Genomic DNA, 15,497 nt, shown 5'->3' with positions numbered 1-15,497 from the left:
GCCCGCGGCCCCTCCGTACAACGTACCCCCCGTGCGCGTGATCCGGCGTTTGGGCTTTCGGGGAATGGCTGCCGCTCTGGCTCTGGCCTGCGGGGCCGGGCTGGGGCTGCCCAGCGCACGCGCCCTGGAGCCGGTGACGATCGACCTGGGCGTCGATATGATGGAGCGCGACCACTTCGCCCTTTTCCAGGGGAAGCGCGTGGGCCTCATCACGAATCAGACCGGGGTGGACAGCTCCGGCCGGACGACGCGGGAGGCCTTCAAGGCGGCTCCCGGCGTGAAGCTGGCGAAGCTTTTTTCCCCGGAGCACGGGATCGACGGGACGGTGCCGGCGGGCCAATACGTCCGCTCCCGGAAGGACCGGGTGACGGGCCTGCCGGTCTATTCTCTCTACGACGCGACGCGCAAGCCCAGCTCTTCGATGCTGGACGGCCTGGACATGCTGGTCTTCGACATGCAGGACATCGGCTGCCGCAGCTACACGTATATCAGCACGATGGTGCTGTGCATGGAGGCGGCGGGGGACAAGGGGATCCCGTTTGTGGTGCTGGACCGCCCCAATCCGCTGGGCGGGGAGCGGGTGGAGGGGCCGATGGTGGAGCCGCGCTGGGTTTCTTTTGTCAGCCAGGTGCCGGTGCCTTACGTGCATGGGCTGACGGTGGCGGAGCTGGCCCGGATGGTGAATGACCTGGGCTGGAATAAGCACAAGTGCCGGCTGATCGTGGTGCCGATGCGGGGCTGGGAGCGGGGAATGACGTGGAACGACACGGGGCTGCGCTGGGTGCAGACGTCGCCGAATATCCCGTATGCGACGTCCCCGGCCTATTATGTGGTGACGGGGCTGGCGGGGAGCCTTTCCGGGCTGAACATCGGCATCGGCACGCGGGAGCCGTTCCAGCGCTTTGCCTGCGCGGGGGTGGACGGGGCGTCGATGGCGGCGCGCTTCCGCGGGCTGGAAATTCCCGGGCTGGTGGCGACGCCTTACGCCGATCCTTTGGGCAGCTGGGAGGGGGTGAGCCTGAAGATCGATCCGCACGCGAGGACGAATCTCTGCGCGATGGCGCTTTATTTCCTGGCGACGGGGGAGCGGCGGGCGCACATCTTTGACCGCTCGACGCCGAGCCAGCTCAATCTCTTCTATAAGATCTACGGCAGCGCGACGATCCGGGGGAAGCTGGCCAATGGCGCGTCGGTCGGCTCGATCGTGAATGCCTGGGAGCCGGCGGTGGCGGCTTTCCGCGAGAAGCGGGCGCCGTATCTCCTCTATTAGCCGGGCGCCTTTTACTGGGCGCCGGAGAACTGGTTGTGGGTCAGCCAGTAGCTTTTGAGCATCTTTACGAGCTCGACGAGCTGGTGGAAGGAGGTGGGCTTTACCAAATAGGAGTTGGCGCCCAGGGCGTAGGCTTTGGCCACGTCGCGGCTTTCCCGGGAGGAGGTGAGGACGACGACGACGAGCCGGGAGACGTCGGCCTGCTTGCGGATCCATTCCAGGAGGTCGAAGCCGCTCTGGCCCGGGAGCTTGAGGTCCAGGAGGATCATGATGGGGCGGTCGGCGGGGAGAGCCCGCTTGCCGCCGAGCTTGGCCATCAGTTCCTGGCCGTTGGGGACGACTTCCAGGGGGTTGGCGACGGTGGCGGAGGCAAACGCCTTCTTCATGAGGAGGGCCGCGTCCGCGTCGTCTTCGACCAGGAGGATCGTCCCTTGATTCAACATAGTTTTACCGGGGACTAAGTATTAGAGGTGAGCCTACAAACATTCAACTGGCAAATCGGCCGCGCTCCCTTTGGAATAGGACGTCGTGGGCTCCCCGGACGATTTGGCCGAGATGCTGGAGGTGGTGACGGAACCCGTCGTGGCGCTGGACGGGGAGGGCCGTCTGGCCTTTTGGAATCCCGCCGCGCAGGCCCGCCTGGGCTTGCGGGAGGAGGACGCCGGGGCGGATGGCCGCGCGCGGCTTCCGGCTTTCCTGGCCGCCGCGCTGGACGCGCCGGCGGGCGCCCCTTTCCTGGCCGACACGCCGGAGGGCCTTTCCTGGGAGGTCGCCGCGCGGCTCCGGGCGGGCGGCGGCCTTCTTCTGCGGCTACGGGACGTCACCGCGCTGCGGGACGCGGAGCGGCAAGCGCGCGAGGCGGAGGAAACCCTGCAGACGGCGCTGGCGCGGGAACTGGCCCGGCTGTCGCAACTGGAGACGCTCATGGAGTCGGTCCCCGCCGCCGTCTTCATCGCGCACGACCGGGAGGCCCGCGTCATCACGGGCAACCGGATGGCGGCCGAGCTGTGCGAGATGCCCCCGGGCGCCAACCCGTCCAAGACGGCGGAGGACCCCTCCGCCACGGCCCACTTTACGATCATGCGGGACGGCGCGGAGGTGCCCCCGCAGGAGCTGCCCATCCAGGCGGCCGCCGCGCGGGGCGTCGCCGCGCGCGGGGTGCAGATGGACCTGGCCTTCCGGGACGGCCGTGTACGCCACATCTTCGGCAACGCCTACCCCATCCGGGACGAGGGGGGCGAGCCCTGCGGGGCCATCGCCGCCTTCGTCGACGTTACCGACCGGCTGCGCGGGGAGCAGGAGATCCGCCGCATGAACGAGACGCTGGAGGCGCGCGTCGAGCGCCGCACCGCCGCCCTGCAGGACGTGAACCAGCAGCTGGAGTCCTTCTGCTACTCCGTTTCCCACGACCTCCGCACTCCCCTGCGCAGCATTATGGGGATGACGGAGCTGCTCCAGCAGGAGCCGCCGGAGGGGGAGGCGGACCCGGGGTATCTGGACCGCATCCGCCGCGCGGCGGAACGGATGGACGCCCTCATCCAGGATCTCCTCCACTACAGCCGCCTGACGCGGGAGGAGCTGCCGCCGTCGGAAATCGACCTGGGCGGCCTGGTCGCCTCCCTATTGGAGGAGTTCGCCTTCGAGCACCGGCAGCGGGGCGTGACGGTGGAGAACCGGACCGGGGCGGAGCGGGTGCGGGGCCACGCCGTCACCCTCAAGCAGGCGCTGGCCAACCTCCTGGACAACGCCGCCAAATTCACCCCCCTGGACGCCGCGCCCCGGCTCGTCCTTTTCACGGAACGGCGGGGCGGGTTCCTCCGTCTCTCCGTCCGGGACCACGGCATCGGCGTGCCGGAGGCGTACCGGGAGCGCGTCTTCGCCCTTTTCGAGCGGCTCCACCATCCGGAGGAGTACACGGGCACCGGCATGGGCCTCTCCATCGCGCGGCGCGCCGTGGAGCGGATGGGCGGGCGGATGGGCTGCGAGGCTCCGGGCGACGGGATGCCGGGAGCCGTCTTTTGGATCGAGCTTCCGCTGGCGGGCGGCGGGGAAGATAAGGCCTAGGGCCAATCGCTTCCTCTTTACGTGAGCGGCTTTTATTGTATCAATAAGTCGATTCGCCTGCGCGGTTTGCACGCATGAACCTTTACGTTGCCAAAAACGGTCAGCCCACAGGACCATTCCCGGAGGAAGAGGTCCGTAAAAAGCTGGCGGCCGGAGAGGTTCTGCCCGGCGATCTGGCCTGGCATGAGGGGTTGAAGGAGTGGGCCCCCCTGCGCCTGCTGCTGCCCCCCGCCAAGCCCGCCCCCGTCGCCACCCCCGCGCCGGAAGCGGAAGCGGCGCCCGAGCCCGAGCCGACCGCCGCCGCGCCCGAGCCGGAACCCGAGCCCGAGCTTGCCCCTGAGCCGAAGAAGGCCGAGGCCGCCCCCCAAAAGAGCGCCCCCGCCGCCAACAATCCCGTCATCTCCCTTTCCAAGCCCCCCGCCGGCAAAGGCAGCCCCGCCGGCGCGCCGAAGCTCAAAGCCCGCCCGCAGGGCATGTTTTCCCGCCCGGTCGAGCCGAAGGCCGCCGCCACGCCGGAGCCCGAGCCCGCCCTCGAACCGGCTACCGCTCCCGAGCCGGAACCGGCCCCGGAACCCGCCGCCGTCTTCGAACCGGAGCCCCAGCCGGAACCGGAGCCCGCCCTCGAGCCCGAGGCGATTTCCGAGGAAGCCCCCGCGCCGCAGGCCCAGGCGCCGGCCCAGGCTGAAAACCATCCCGACATCGAAGCCCAGCGGCAGGAGGTCGAGCACTTCAAGCGCCGCGTCGCCGAGATGGAGGAGGAGCTGACGCGCCTCCGCATCCAGGCGGAAGCCGTCGAGGCCGAGCGCGCCTCCCTGGCCCGGGAGAAGAATTCCCTTTCCGCCCGCCTCGCTTCGGAGGAGGAGACCGCCGCCCTCCAGGCCGACCTGGAGAAGCTGCGGGAGGAAGTCGCCGCCGCCACCTCCGACCGCGACCAGCTGCGCGGCCAGACGGAGGAGGCCCGCGCCCGCCTCAGCCAGGCCGACAAGGAGCTGGAAAACCTCCGCGCCCAGGCCGCCCAGCTCGCCGCCGACCGGGCCGCCCTGGCCAAGGAGCGCGAGATGCTCGCCAACCGCCTCTCCGCCCAGGAGAGCGAGGGGTCCAGCCTCCACGGCGACCTGGAAAAGCTCCATGCGGAGGCCGCCACCGCCTCCGCCGAACGCAACCGCTTCCAGGCCGAGTCCGCCGAGCGCGCCGAGCGCCTGGCCCAGGCCGAAGGGGAGTTGGCCAGCCTCCGGGCCCAGGCCAACAACGTCGAAGCCGAGCGCGCCGCCCTGACCAAGGAGCGCGAGATGCTCGAAAGCCGCCTGAAGGCGGAAGAGAACGAGGGGGCCACCCTCCAACAAGATTTCGAGAAAACCCGGACCCAGCTGGCCCTTCTGGAATCCGAGCGCGAAACCCTGCGCTCCCAGGCCGCCCAGCTGGCGGCCGAGCGGGACCAGCTCAAGCTCCAGGCCGCCGCCGGAGGCACCGCCGCCGCCGAGCGCGACCAGCTGCGCCTCCAGGCGGAGGCCGCGCAAAAGCGCCTCGCCGATCTGGAAGGCGAGGTCCACCGCCTCCGCACCCAGGCCACCGGCGGCGACAGCGAGCGCGCCGTCATCGCCCGCGAGCGCGACATGCTGGCCAGCCGCCTGGCCGCCGAAGAGGCGCAGGGAGCCACCCTTCAGTCCAATTTCGAGAAAACCCGCGCCCAGATCACCGCGCTGGAGACGGAACGGGAAACCGCGCGCGTCCAGTCTGCCACCGCCGTCGCGGAGCGGGACGCCCTGCGCGCCCAGCTGGCCACCCTCACCGCCGAGCGCGACCAGCTCCGCACCCGGGGCGAGGCGGAACTGACCGCCCTTCGCGAGCGGCTCATCGCCGCCGAGGCCGCGCGGGACGGCGCCCTCAAGGAAAAGACCATTTTGGCCGAGGAAGAACGCCGCCACGCCGCCCGCCAGAGCGAGGCGGAGGCGGAAGCCTCCGGGCTCCGCACGAAAGTCGCCGAGCTGCGCGACGCCGTGGCCGAGGCCACCGGGGCCGCCCACGCCGAGAAAGCCCGCCTGGAAACCGAGCTGCAGAAGGTCCGCGAGCAAGTCTCCGCCCAAGAGGCCGAGGCCTCCCGCCGCCGCCACGAGCTGCAGGCGGAGGTGGAGCGCCACGAGGCCGAGGCCGAGAAGGCCCAAAAGGAAGCCCACGCCCTTTCCCGCCGCCAGGCGGAGATGGAGGAAGAACTGCGCCAGCTCAAGGTGAGCCTGAGCGACACCGTCTCCGAGGCCGCCCGCATGCGCACCCAAGTCCGCGAGGCGGGCGAACGCCTGCGCGAGGCGGAGCAAACCGCCGCCGACGAGCAAAAGCAGTGGCTGCGCGAGGCCAAAGCCCTCCGCGGCCGCCTGGCCTCCGTGACGGAAGACGCCGAGCACCTCCGCGCCAAGGTCTCCAAGCTCCAAGGCGAGCTGGCCGAGGTAAGCCACGCCGCCGCCGAGACCCACCGCGAGCTCCTTTCCCAGAACCGCGCGCTCAAAAGCCGCCTCTCCAACGTCGGCAAGCTCGTCGACGACCTCAAGGAAGTCCTCAACCTCAAGCAATACGGGGAGCTGCCCCTCCGCCTCCGCAGCCAGGCGGAATTGGGCGGCGGCGGCCTGACCAAGGAAGAAGAGGAGGAGAGCTACCAGGACAGCAACTTCGGCGCGGAAGACGCCGAGGACGCCCAGTCCGAATACGGGACCGAGGGCGGGGAACCGGCCGAGGACGCCGAGGCGCCCGCCGAGGAAGAGGCCGCGGCGGAAGAGCCGCCCGCCGAAGAAGAGCAGTAATCCCTGCCCTTCCCCGCACTTCTACTCAATTTCCCTCCGCGCCCCCGCGCGGGCACGTGGGCTGCTTTTTCCAAAGCATGAACACGCATCCCGCGCGGCGGAACGGAGCCCGGGCCGTCGCCCTGTCCGCCGTCGAACAACAGGAGGCCACCCTGGCCTTTCTGCGGGGAATCTTCCTCCTCCAGATGCTCGCCGCCGGGGTCCTTTTCCTCCTCCCCCTCCGGGCCCACTTTTAAGCCGGTCCCGATCTAACCGCCGAACTGGCGGTCACCCGCGTCGCCCAGGCCCGGCAGGATAAAGCCGTGCTGGTTGAGCTGCCGGTCGACGGAGGCGGTGAGGATCGTCACGTCGGAGTCGAGCGAGCGGATCTGCTGGATCCCCTCCGGCGAGGCCAGGCAGCAGACGAAGGTGATCGACCGCGCCCCCCGCTCCCGCAGCCGGGAAATCGTCACGCAGGCGCTGTGGCCGGTGGCCAGCATCGGGTCCAGGATGAAAACAGCCGTCTCCGGCGTCAGGGGCGGGATCTTGTCCAGATAGATGACCGGCTTGAGCGTCTCCTCGTTGCGGGAGGCGCCAAAGAAGGCGACGGAGGCCTCCGGCAGGATGCGCTGGAAGCCGCGCAGCATCCCCAGGCCGGAGCGGAGGATGGGGACCAGCATCACCGGCTGGGAAATTTTCCGCGCCTGCGTCTCCTCCAGCGGCGTGCGGACGGGAACTTCCAGGGTTTGCAGGCGGGCCGTGGCCTCCACCGCCATGACGCTGGAGAGCTGTTCCAGGGCGGAGACGAACTCCTCCCGGCCCGTCGCCTGGTCCCGCATGGTGCGGAGGCGGTCGGCGGCGATCGGGTGCTCGATGAGGTGGAGGGGGTTCATAAATTTTGAAACTTGAGACGTTATCCCCAAAACCGCAGAGTTTTAAACCCTTTTATGGCCCAGCTCCCCCTCCCCCGCCGTCCGCGCCGCCTGCGCGCCACGCCCGCCGTCCGCGCCCTCGTCGCGGAGACCGACGTTCTGCCCCGCCACCTCATCGCCCCCCTCTTCGTCCGGGAGAACGCCTCGGTGCCCGCCGCCATCGCCTCCATGCCGGGGGTGAAACGCCACCTCCTGCCCGATCTGGTGAAGGAGGCCGCCGCCCTGCACAAGCTGGGCATCCCCGCCGTGGCCCTCTTCCCCGCCCTGGCCACCGTGAAGAAAGACGGCCGCGGCACCGCCGCCACCGATCCGAAGGGCCTCATTGCCCGCGCCATCCGGCTCCTTAAAAAGGAGCTGCCGGAGATGCTGGTCATCACCGACGCGGCGCTCGACCCCTACACCACCCACGGCCACGACGGCGTGCTGGATAAAAAGGGCCGCGTCGACAACGACGCCACCGTCGCCATCCTGGCCCGCCAGACCGTCCTCTACGCGGAGGCGGGGGCCGATTTCGTCGCCCCCTCGGACATGATGGACGGGCGCGTCGCCGCGCTGCGGGCCGCCCTGGACAAGGCCGGGCACATCCACACCGGCATCATCGCCTACGCCTCCAAGTTCGCCTCCGCCTACTACGGCCCGTTCCGCGAGGCGGTGGGCAGCGGCGCGCGCAAGGGGAGCGGCTACCTGGACAAGCGGACCTACCAGCTCTCCCCCGGCAACCGGCGGGAGGCCCTGTTGGAAGCGCTGCTGGACGAGGAGGAGGGCGCCGACATCGTCATGGTGAAGCCCGCCGGGCCCTACCTCGACGTCCTGCGGGAGGTGCGCGACGCCGTCCACGTCCCCGTCGCCGCCTACCAGGTTTCCGGGGAATACGCGCAGATCCAGGCCGCCGCGCAAAACGGCTGGCTCGACCTGGAAAAGACCCGGGACGAATCCCTCCACGGCATCCGCCGCGCGGGGGCCGACATGATCCTGACCTACTTCGCCCGCGGCTACGCGGAGAGCTGGAAGAAACTGAACGCCTAGAGCGCGGCCAGCGCGGCGCGCGCGGCGGCGGCCTCCGCCTCCCGCTTGCTCCGGCCCGCGCCGCGGGCCAGCTCCTTGCCGCCCCAGTAGACGGCCACCTCGTAGCGGCGCTCGTGCGCGGGGCCTTCCTCCGCCAGGCAGACGTAGCTCGGAGCCTCGCCGCCTTCCTGCTGGAGTTTTTCCTGGAGCGCGCCCTTGGCGTTGAGCGGGCCAACGTTGGATGCCGCCTCCGCCTCCAGCGCGGCGAAGAAGGGTTCCAACAGGCGCAGCGCGGCGCCCCGCGCCGCCTCCCAGCCGCCGTCCCGGTGGACGGCCCCCAGGACCGCCTCCACCGCGTTGGCCAGGTTGGAGGTGCGGGTGCGGCCCGCGTTGCGCTCTTCCCCGAAGCTCATGGAAAGGAGCGTTCCCAGCCCCAGCTCCGCGCCGACCTGCGCCATCCGCGCGCGGCTGACCAGGCTCGCGCGCCAGACCGTCAGGCGGCCTTCCGGCGCGGCGGGAAAAAGCTCGTAAAGGCGCTCCGTGGCGGCCAGCTGGAGCACGGCGTCGCCCAGGAACTCGAGGCGCTCGTTGTCGGCCACGGCGGCGCCCTCCTCCCGCCCGTGGACGGAGGGGTGGGTCAGCGCCTCGCGCAACAGCGCGGCGTCGGCGAAGCGGTGGCCGATCTTTTCTTGGAGCAGGTCGAGGGTCATGGAAGGGGGGGCTAGGCCGCGCGGAGTTTCGCGCGGGGATGGAACTGCCGGTGGGCGGCGCGGAGCCGGTCGGCGTCGACGTGGGTGTAGATCTGCGTGGTGGCGATGCTGGCGTGGCCCAGGAGTTCCTGGATGACGCGCAGGTCGGCTCCATGGGCCAGCAGATGGGTGGCGAAGGAGTGGCGCAGGAGGTGCGGGTAGACGTTCTTCCCGATCCCGGCCCGGCGGGCGATCTCCTTGACGATCTGTTCCAGCCGCGCGGGCGTCAGCCGCGCGCCGCCCCGGCCCAGGAAGATTTCCCCGCCGCTCTCCGGCCCGGCCAGGACTGGGCGACCTTTTTCCAGCCAGAGGTCGACGGCCTCCAGCGCGGCGCGGCCCAGCGGCACCAGCCGCTCCTTGTTCCCCTTGCCCAGGACGCGCAGGACGCCCTCCGCCGGGGCGTAGCCCTCGATCCGCGCGGTGGCCAGCTCGGAAAGGCGGAGGCCCGCCGCGTAGAAGACCTCCAGCACCGCCTTGTCCCGCAGGCCCAGCGGCGTCTCCGGGAAGGGGGCGGCCAACAGCCGACCGACCTCCTCCTCCGTCAGCGTGTCGGGGAGGTGGCGGGGAACCTTCGGCAGTTCCAGGTAGGCGGCGGGGTCGAGCGGGATCTCGTTCTCCCGCCGCAGCCGGGAAAAGAAGTGGCGCAGGGCGACGACGGCGATCTTGAGGGAGGCCGGGGCCAGGTCCCGCTCCGCGCGCAGATCCCGCAGGTAGGCGGACAGGTGCTCCGGCGCCACCTGCGCGGGGGAGAGCGCCCCGTGGCGCGCGGCCGTCCAGCCGGCGAAGGCCTCGAGCGCGGCGCGGTTCAGGAGCTGGCTGCGCGCGGCATGGTCCCGCTCCGTGGCCAGGAAGGCGACGCAGTCGTCGATCTCCCGTTCCCAGAGCGGCGGCGGCGCGGGAGTCATGCGTTGAGTTCGGCCAGGACCTGCGGGTCGCGGACGTCGACCCAGGAGCCGCCCAGGATCACGCCGTGGAGGCCGCGCTCCCCGGCCAGGTCGCGCAGGGCGTCGGTCAGCTCGTATTCCCCGCGCGGGGATTTCTCCAGCCGGGCGGTGAAGGCGAAGAGGCGCGGGGTGAAGAGGTAGAGGCCGCTGTTGTAATAGGCGTTGGCCGGGACCTGGTCGGCGGGCGGCTTTTCCACGATGGCGGTCACCGCACCCGTCCCGTCCAGGACGATCGCGCCGCCCTTGGTCAGGTCCTGCCCCTCGACGAGGCCGATGACGCCGTCCGGCCGCCCCGCCTCCTCCCAGCCGCGCACCATGCGGGCGTAGGCGGAGGGCTCCACGAGGATGTCCCCGTAGGAAAGGAAGAAGGGGTCGTCCGCCAGCCAGGCCCGGGCCACCTCCGGCGCCTTGCCGGTGCCGTCCTGGACGGCCTGCTCCCCGTAGCGGATGGAGACGCCCCAGGCGGAGCCGTCGCCAAAATGGCGGCGGATGATTTCCCCCTGGTAACCGACGACGATGAAGAACTCCCGGATGCCCGCCGCGTCCCGCAGGCCGGTGAGGATGGTCTCCAGGATGGGGGTGCCTTTGACGGGGACCATCGGTTTCGGCAGGGAGGCGGTCAGCGCCCCCATGCGGGTGCCGCGCCCCGCGGCCAGGATGAGGGCCTTCATGAGGAGGATTGCGCGCCGCGCGGAGCGGCTTTAACTTGGAAACCTATGGCTTTTTTCGAGGACATCGTCGGGACCGTCGGCCGCACGCCGCTCATTCGCCTGAACCGCCTGACCGCCGGATTGGGTGCCACCATCGCGCTAAAAGCCGAATTTTTCAATCCCTTAGGCAGCGTGAAGGACCGCATCGGCGCGGCGATGATCGCCGCCGCGGAGAAGGAAGGCCGCCTGAAGGAAGGCACCACCATCATCGAGCCGACGAGCGGCAACACCGGCATCGCCCTGGCCTTCGTCGCCGCCGCGAAGGGCTATCCCCTGGTTCTGACCATGCCGGAGAGCATGAGCGTGGAGCGCCGCACCCTGCTGGCCCTCCTGGGCGCCCGCCTGGTCCTTACCCCCGCCGCGGAGGGGATGAAGGGAGCCATCTCCAAGGCGGAATCCCTTTCCCGCGAGATCCCCAACTCATGGATCCCGCAGCAGTTCGAGAATCCCGCCAACCCGCAGATCCACCGCCTGACCACGGCGGAGGAAATCTGGGCCGACACCGACGGGAAGATCGACGCCTTCGTCGCCGCCGTCGGCACGGGCGGGACGCTGACCGGCGTCGCCGAGGTGATCAAGGGGCGCAAGGCCGCCGTGAAGGCGGTCGCCGTCGAGCCGAAGGACTCCCCCGTCATCACCCAGACCCTCAACGGGGAGCCGCTCAAGCCCGGCCCGCACAAGATCCAGGGCGCGGGCGCCGGCTTCGTGCCGAAGAATTTGAACCTGAAGATCGTCGACGAAGTGATCCAGGTCACCAACGACGAGGCCCTCTCCATGGCCCGCCGCCTGGCGAAGGAGGAAGGCCTCCTCGTCGGCATCTCCACGGGCGCCAACGTCCACGCCGCCCTGCAGCTGGCCGCGCGGCCGGAGTATAAGGGGAAGCTGATCGTCACCGTCGGCTGCTCGACGGGGGAGCGCTACCTCTCCACCGCCCTGGCCGACGAGGCCCGCAAGGCCGTCGGCGGCTAGCCGGGGATCAGCTGGCGCCGTGGACGCGGCCCCAGTGGACGTCGAGCTTCTTGGTCAGGAAGAGCTTCACCGCGCGCAGGAGGCACTTCGCCTCCAGGGCCTGGCCCCGGCGGACGATGCTGGCCAGCGGCTCCCCCATCTTCAGCCGCGCCGATTCCTGGGCCAGGATCGGCCCCTCGTCCAGCTGCGGCGTGACGAAGTGGGCGGTAACGCCGAAGACCTGCACCCCTTTCTCGAAGGCCTGCCGGTAGGCGTTGGCCCCGGGGAAGGCGGGCAGGAGGGAGGGGTGGATGTTGATGATCTTGTTCTTCCACCGCCAGACGAAGTCGGGGGAGAGGATCTTCATGAAGCGGGCCAGGACGGCGAACTCCACCTGGTATTGGTCCAGCAGGCCCAGGATCTCCTTTTCCGCCCGGGCGCGGTCCCGGTAATCGACCTCGTGGAAGGGGATGCCGGCCTTTTCGGCCAGGGGCTTGAGGTCGGGCCGGTTGGCGATGAGGACGACGGGGACGGCGGGCAGGGTCGGCTTTTTGCCCAGCGTCGCCTTCAGGAAGGCCTCGACGGCGTGGGGCTCCTTCGTCGCCAAGAGGGCGAAGCGGCGCGGGCCGCCCTGCTCGAAGCGCAGGGAGCATTCCATGCCCACGGCCTGCGCCTCCACCTGGAGGGCCAGGCGGACGGCCTCCGCGTTGAAATCGCGCGCAGCCTTCCCTTCCCAGGAGGCCAGCACCGCCATGCGGAACTGGCTGCGGGCCACCTGTTCTTCCAGCCCCTCGATGTTCGCGCCGAGGCGGAAGAGGAGCTGGGTGAAGCGGGCGATGACGCCCTTGCGGTCGGGGCCGATCAGGGTCAGGGCCACGAAGCGTTTTTTGGCCGGTTTCATGGGGCGGGCAGTTTTGCCCGGCTCGGCAGGCCCTTGCCAGACTATTTCCCAGGCCTTATAAATCGCACCCTATGGCCGCGTCCCACGAGATCGAGGAAGGCTTCCGCCTCCTCCCCGCTTTCGACCGCCAGGAGCTGCTCCCCTGCATCACGGTGGAGGCCTCCACGGGCGAGGTCCTCATGCTCGCCTACATGAACCGGGAGGCCCTGGAACGCACCATCGCCACGAAGAAGGCGACCTATTGGAGCCGCTCCCGGGGCAAGTTCTGGGTCAAGGGGGAGCAGTCCGGCCACTTCCAGCACGTCGAGGAGCTGCGCGTCGACTGCGACCAGGACGCCATCCTCTTGAAAGTCCGCACGGAAGGCGGCGCCGCCTGCCACGTCGGCTACCGCAGCTGCTTCTTCCGCAAGCTGAAAGACGGCTCGGAGGGCGAGCTGGAGCTGGCCATCGCCGAGAAGGCGTTCGACCCGGCCAAGGTCTACGGCCCCGGCCACTGACGCGATGAAGTCCGCGCTCCCGCTACTCCTGGGCTGCCTGGGCGCGCTCTGCCTGGCGGCTTCCGCGCAGGCCCGCGTGGGCGACACGCGCGCCCAGCTGGCGGACCGCTGGGGCGCGGGCAAGGAAATCGGCGAGCAGGTCCTCTACACCGCCGACCGCTATTCGGTGACCGTCACCTTCAACGCGGAAGGGGAGGCGGCCATGGAGATCTTCGGCCTGCGCCCGGACGCGACGGGCGCGCGCCCCGCCATCACCCCGGACGACTGCGAGGAATTCCTCCACCAGGAGGGCCGCGGCCAGCCGTGGCGGAAGCTCGACCTGCCCGGCGCCGGCGCCACCTGGGAGCGGGAGGACGGCAAGGTCTTCGCCCGCTTCATTCCGGGGCAGCAGGCCTTCGTCGTCCTGGGCATGGACAAGATGAGCGCAGCGCCGCTGCCCGGCGTCAACCGCGTGGCCCCCGGCCAGCCGCTGCCCACCGCGCCCGCGCCATGAAGTTGCTGCGGCTTCTTCTCCTTCTTTTGCTTTCGGGCTCCCTCTCCGGATGCGGCGGCGGCCAGAACCCCTACCCGGCCATCCAGCAGGAGTGGTATGAATCGGGCCTGAGCCGCGATCCGACCCACAACCCCAACTTCGCCCTGCCGCCGAGCAGCAACAACCCCGGCAACCCGAACGCCTACCACCCCCGGTACGACGCCGACGACTATTAAAAGAAAAAGCCCGGCCCCATGAAAAGGCCGGGCTTTTTGCGGGAGGCGCCTCCCTTCCTACTTCTTAGCGGGAGCGGGGGCGGGCAGGTCGCCCGCGGTGGCGATCACCTTGCCGACCAGGCCGTAGGCCTTCGCCTGCTCGGCGGACATCCAGAAGTTGCGGTCGGAGTCGCGCTCGATCTTCTCGATCGGCTGGCCCGTCTGCTTGGCGAAGATCTCGTTGAGGCGCTGGCGCATCTTGAGGATCTCCTCCGCTTCCACGCTGATGTCGGAGGCCTGGCCCCGGACGCCGCCGGAGGGCTGGTGGATCATGAAGCGGGTGTTCGGCAGGGAAAGGCGGCGCTCCACCGGCGGCGCGGCGTAGATCAGGGCGCCCGCGCTGGCCACCCAGCCGGTGCCGATGATGAAGACGCGCGGCTTCACGTAACGGATCATGTCGTGGATGGTGTCGCCCGCCTCCACGTGGCCGCCCTGGGAATTGATGTAGATGTAGATGTCGTCGTCGGAGTCCGCCGCCATCGCGATGAGCTTCTCGCTGACGTCCTGCGCCTTCTTCTGGTCGATCCCGCCGTAGATCAGGATGGTGCGCGCCTTCAGCAGGCGCTCTTCCAGGCGGGGCTTCGGCGGCTCGGGCGCGGGGGCCTTGGTTTCGGTCTCGGTTTCTTCGTCTTCTTCTTCGTCGTCGAGGTGGAACGGGCGCGGCATAGAAAGGGGGGTCAAGGCGGGGAGGGGGGTGTTAAACGCTGTCGTCGTCGATCCAGTCCGTCTCCGTCTCCACGGGCACGTTGCCCAGGCCGAAGGGCTTTTCCGCCACGGCGACGACCGCCTCGATGGGGAAGGCCGCCACCCGGCGCCCCTCGACGCTGAAGTAGAGGATGCCGTCGCGGGAGTGGAACTGGAATTCCTCGGCCCGGATGCGCAGGAGGCTCGGCAGGGTGGTTTGGACGACGTAGGTTTTCATCACGCCGTCACCCTAGGGCCATTTGAGGATGAACGCAAGGTACGGTCTATTGACTCCTTCACCCCCATGCCCTTAAGTATTCCCCGTGAGCCTGCACACTAAAAATCGCAACGCGTCCGCCTTTACCCTCATCGAACTGCTGGTGGTCATCTCGATCATCGCCATCCTGGCCAGCCTGGCGCTGCCCGCGCTAGACAACGCCCGCACCCAGGCGCAGGGCGTGCAGATCGTGAGCAACGCGCGGCAGGTCTACATCGCCATGCAGGCGGCTTCTTCCGACGCGGCCCAGAGCGGCCTGGGCGGCATCGGCTTCCCGGCCGACGCGGGCCCCCAGACCACCCCCACCGCCTACTTCCAGAACGTCTTGATCGCCAACGACTACCTGAAGGCGGGCGACCTCCGCGTCCTCTCCGCCCCGGGGTATCCCGCCGTCGTCGGCACGAACACGCTGACCGCCGCCAACAACGCCTTTAACCTGGGCAACACCGGCTCGATCGACGCGGGCACCGCCGTCCTGATCTACACCAAGAACTGGTCCTGGGGCCAGGATCCGAAGGAGACGAAGCAGCCCTTCGGCAACAAGGGCGCGGTGATCCTCCACAAGGGCGGCGACGGGGCCTTCTGGAAGGCCAACGTGGCCAAGAAGACCGACGGCACCATCGGCACCCAGCCCGCGGGCACCCCGGCCTGGATCACCGAATAAGCCGCTCCCCCGAAGAGGAGGCGAGGAATGACCGTTCTAAGCGCCCCTCGACTTGGGCAAATGGCCGGCGCGGCCCTGGCTCTCTGCCTCATCGGCGGCGCCGTCTTGGCATTATGGCAGGACGGCCCCCCGCCTTTGGAAAATTTCGCGGTTCCCGCTCTTCAGGTCCAAATCACCCCGCCCATGACCGTGATCGTGAAAGGCACCCACGCGAGAGGGCCGATCGGGCGCTACGATCTGATGGATTACTCATTAGGAGAGGAAATCGCCAAGTCGCTCCGGAATCAGATCAAAGTGCGGTAAGACCGGACACTCCGCCCCGCCAATAGCCGAA

Annotated in this window: 19 protein-coding genes; 11 read left to right on the top strand and 8 right to left on the bottom strand. The window is 69.5% G+C overall.

The window, feature by feature from the left end; all coding sequences use genetic code 11:
- Positions 1-64: 64 nt before the first annotated feature.
- Complete coding sequence (locus PW734_03710; protein MDE1170306.1) at positions 65-1,270, top strand: DUF1343 domain-containing protein; 1,206 nt, start codon at positions 65-67, stop codon at positions 1,268-1,270.
- Between the two features lie 11 nt (positions 1,271-1,281).
- Here the strand turns inward: PW734_03710 and PW734_03705 are convergent, their stop codons facing one another.
- Positions 1,282-1,713: a response regulator gene (locus tag PW734_03705; GenBank protein MDE1170305.1), complete on the bottom strand. Its 432-nt coding sequence runs from the start codon at positions 1,711-1,713 to the stop codon at positions 1,282-1,284.
- A gap of 85 nt (positions 1,714-1,798) precedes the next feature.
- On the opposite strand from PW734_03705, the gene PW734_03700 reads away from it, so the two are divergent.
- The 3 genes from PW734_03700 (at position 1,799) to PW734_03690 (ending at position 6,362) form a co-directional block, all read left to right on the top strand.
- The gene (locus PW734_03700) at positions 1,799-3,334 is read left to right on the top strand and encodes an ATP-binding protein (GenBank protein MDE1170304.1); all 1,536 of its coding nucleotides are present in this window, start codon (positions 1,799-1,801) and stop codon (positions 3,332-3,334) included.
- A gap of 74 nt (positions 3,335-3,408) precedes the next feature.
- Entirely contained in the window at positions 3,409-6,126 is a 2,718-nt protein-coding gene (locus tag PW734_03695) for a GYF domain-containing protein (GenBank protein MDE1170303.1), read from the top strand.
- A gap of 77 nt (positions 6,127-6,203) precedes the next feature.
- Complete coding sequence (locus tag PW734_03690) at positions 6,204-6,362, top strand: hypothetical protein (protein MDE1170302.1); 159 nt, start codon at positions 6,204-6,206, stop codon at positions 6,360-6,362.
- Positions 6,363-6,374: 12 nt separating this feature from the next.
- Here PW734_03690 and upp read toward each other — a convergent pair whose 3' ends face one another.
- Positions 6,375-6,998 (bottom strand): uracil phosphoribosyltransferase, encoded by a 624-nt coding sequence (gene upp, locus PW734_03685; protein ID MDE1170301.1) that lies wholly within the window; start codon positions 6,996-6,998, stop codon positions 6,375-6,377.
- A 54-nt stretch (positions 6,999-7,052) separates the two neighbouring features.
- On the opposite strand from upp, the gene hemB reads away from it, so the two are divergent.
- A complete protein-coding gene (gene hemB, locus PW734_03680) occupies positions 7,053-8,063 on the top strand; it encodes a porphobilinogen synthase (protein MDE1170300.1) in 1,011 nt (336 codons plus the stop codon).
- Here the strand turns inward: hemB and rnc are convergent.
- From rnc to PW734_03665, 3 genes are read right to left on the bottom strand one after another with little or no spacing between them, the layout of a single operon-like run.
- Positions 8,060-8,752, bottom strand: a complete 693-nt coding sequence (gene rnc, locus PW734_03675; GenBank protein MDE1170299.1) for a ribonuclease III — start codon at positions 8,750-8,752, stop codon at positions 8,060-8,062. The genes hemB and rnc overlap by 4 nt on opposite strands.
- 11 nt (positions 8,753-8,763) lie before the next feature.
- Positions 8,764-9,696: a tyrosine recombinase gene (locus tag PW734_03670; GenBank protein MDE1170298.1), complete on the bottom strand. Its 933-nt coding sequence runs from the start codon at positions 9,694-9,696 to the stop codon at positions 8,764-8,766.
- Positions 9,693-10,406 carry a sugar phosphate nucleotidyltransferase gene (locus PW734_03665; GenBank protein MDE1170297.1) on the bottom strand — a complete coding sequence of 238 codons (714 nt, stop codon included), beginning with the start codon at positions 10,404-10,406 and terminating at the stop codon, positions 9,693-9,695. The genes PW734_03670 and PW734_03665 overlap by 4 nt, the downstream gene beginning before the upstream one ends.
- A 45-nt stretch (positions 10,407-10,451) precedes the next feature.
- Here PW734_03665 and cysK point away from each other — a divergent pair, with 45 nt between their 5' ends.
- Entirely contained in the window at positions 10,452-11,414 is a 963-nt protein-coding gene (cysK, locus tag PW734_03660) for a cysteine synthase A (GenBank protein ID MDE1170296.1), read from the top strand.
- 7 nt (positions 11,415-11,421) lie between these two features.
- Here the strand turns inward: cysK and PW734_03655 are convergent, their stop codons facing one another.
- On the bottom strand, positions 11,422-12,294 hold the full coding sequence (locus tag PW734_03655; protein ID MDE1170295.1) for a formyltransferase family protein: 873 nt from the start codon (positions 12,292-12,294) through the stop codon (positions 11,422-11,424).
- Between the two features lie 71 nt (positions 12,295-12,365).
- Between PW734_03655 and hisI the strand changes: the two genes are divergently transcribed.
- The 3 genes from hisI to PW734_03640 are packed head-to-tail and all read left to right on the top strand — an operon-like array spanning position 12,366 to position 13,499.
- Positions 12,366-12,791 (top strand): phosphoribosyl-AMP cyclohydrolase, encoded by a 426-nt coding sequence (gene hisI, locus PW734_03650; GenBank protein ID MDE1170294.1) that lies wholly within the window; start codon positions 12,366-12,368, stop codon positions 12,789-12,791.
- Positions 12,792-12,795: 4 nt separating this feature from the next.
- Positions 12,796-13,284, top strand: coding sequence for a hypothetical protein (locus PW734_03645; protein MDE1170293.1), 489 nt, complete (start codon positions 12,796-12,798; stop codon positions 13,282-13,284).
- A complete protein-coding gene (locus tag PW734_03640; GenBank protein MDE1170292.1) occupies positions 13,281-13,499 on the top strand; it encodes a hypothetical protein in 219 nt (72 codons plus the stop codon). Before PW734_03645 ends, PW734_03640 begins: the two co-directional genes overlap by 4 nt.
- Positions 13,500-13,556: 57 nt before the next feature.
- On the opposite strand, the gene PW734_03635 is transcribed toward PW734_03640, so the two are convergent.
- On the bottom strand, positions 13,557-14,204 hold the full coding sequence (locus PW734_03635) for an ATP-dependent Clp protease proteolytic subunit (GenBank protein ID MDE1170291.1): 648 nt from the start codon (positions 14,202-14,204) through the stop codon (positions 13,557-13,559).
- A 31-nt stretch (positions 14,205-14,235) separates the two neighbouring features.
- Complete coding sequence (locus tag PW734_03630; GenBank protein ID MDE1170290.1) at positions 14,236-14,460, bottom strand: hypothetical protein; 225 nt, start codon at positions 14,458-14,460, stop codon at positions 14,236-14,238.
- 85 nt (positions 14,461-14,545) lie between these two features.
- Between PW734_03630 and PW734_03625 the strand changes: the two genes are divergently transcribed.
- Positions 14,546-15,163 (top strand): type II secretion system protein, encoded by a 618-nt coding sequence (locus PW734_03625; protein MDE1170289.1) that lies wholly within the window; start codon positions 14,546-14,548, stop codon positions 15,161-15,163.
- Positions 15,164-15,223: 60 nt separating this feature from the next.
- A complete protein-coding gene (locus tag PW734_03620; GenBank protein ID MDE1170288.1) occupies positions 15,224-15,466 on the top strand; it encodes a hypothetical protein in 243 nt (80 codons plus the stop codon).
- Positions 15,467-15,497 lie beyond the last annotated feature (31 nt).

Source organism: Verrucomicrobium sp. (assembly GCA_028283855.1).
GTDB lineage: Bacteria > Verrucomicrobiota > Verrucomicrobiia > Methylacidiphilales > GAS474 > GAS474.
This window is presented reverse-complemented; position numbering and strand designations above follow the sequence as displayed.

Bases quoted from the DNA above. Each gene is read 5' to 3' on its own strand.
- PW734_03710 (MDE1170306.1), top strand. From the start codon at position 65: ATGGCTGCCGCTCTGGCTCTGGCCTGCGGGGCCGGGCTGGGGCTGCCC.
- PW734_03705 (MDE1170305.1), bottom strand. From the start codon at position 1,713: ATGTTGAATCAAGGGACGATCCTCCTGGTCGAAGACGACGCGGACGCG.
- PW734_03695 (MDE1170303.1), top strand. From the start codon at position 3,409: ATGAACCTTTACGTTGCCAAAAACGGTCAGCCCACAGGACCATTCCCG.
- PW734_03690 (MDE1170302.1), top strand. From the start codon at position 6,204: ATGAACACGCATCCCGCGCGGCGGAACGGAGCCCGGGCCGTCGCCCTG.
- upp (MDE1170301.1), bottom strand. From the start codon at position 6,998: ATGAACCCCCTCCACCTCATCGAGCACCCGATCGCCGCCGACCGCCTC.
- hemB (MDE1170300.1), top strand. From the start codon at position 7,053: ATGGCCCAGCTCCCCCTCCCCCGCCGTCCGCGCCGCCTGCGCGCCACG.
- rnc (MDE1170299.1), bottom strand. From the start codon at position 8,752: ATGACCCTCGACCTGCTCCAAGAAAAGATCGGCCACCGCTTCGCCGAC.
- PW734_03670 (MDE1170298.1), bottom strand. From the start codon at position 9,696: ATGACTCCCGCGCCGCCGCCGCTCTGGGAACGGGAGATCGACGACTGC.
- PW734_03665 (MDE1170297.1), bottom strand. From the start codon at position 10,406: ATGAAGGCCCTCATCCTGGCCGCGGGGCGCGGCACCCGCATGGGGGCG.
- cysK (MDE1170296.1), top strand. From the start codon at position 10,452: ATGGCTTTTTTCGAGGACATCGTCGGGACCGTCGGCCGCACGCCGCTC.
- PW734_03655 (MDE1170295.1), bottom strand. From the start codon at position 12,294: ATGAAACCGGCCAAAAAACGCTTCGTGGCCCTGACCCTGATCGGCCCC.
- hisI (MDE1170294.1), top strand. From the start codon at position 12,366: ATGGCCGCGTCCCACGAGATCGAGGAAGGCTTCCGCCTCCTCCCCGCT.
- PW734_03645 (MDE1170293.1), top strand. From the start codon at position 12,796: ATGAAGTCCGCGCTCCCGCTACTCCTGGGCTGCCTGGGCGCGCTCTGC.
- PW734_03640 (MDE1170292.1), top strand. From the start codon at position 13,281: ATGAAGTTGCTGCGGCTTCTTCTCCTTCTTTTGCTTTCGGGCTCCCTC.
- PW734_03635 (MDE1170291.1), bottom strand. From the start codon at position 14,204: ATGCCGCGCCCGTTCCACCTCGACGACGAAGAAGAAGACGAAGAAACC.
- PW734_03630 (MDE1170290.1), bottom strand. From the start codon at position 14,460: ATGAAAACCTACGTCGTCCAAACCACCCTGCCGAGCCTCCTGCGCATC.
- PW734_03620 (MDE1170288.1), top strand. From the start codon at position 15,224: ATGGCCGGCGCGGCCCTGGCTCTCTGCCTCATCGGCGGCGCCGTCTTG.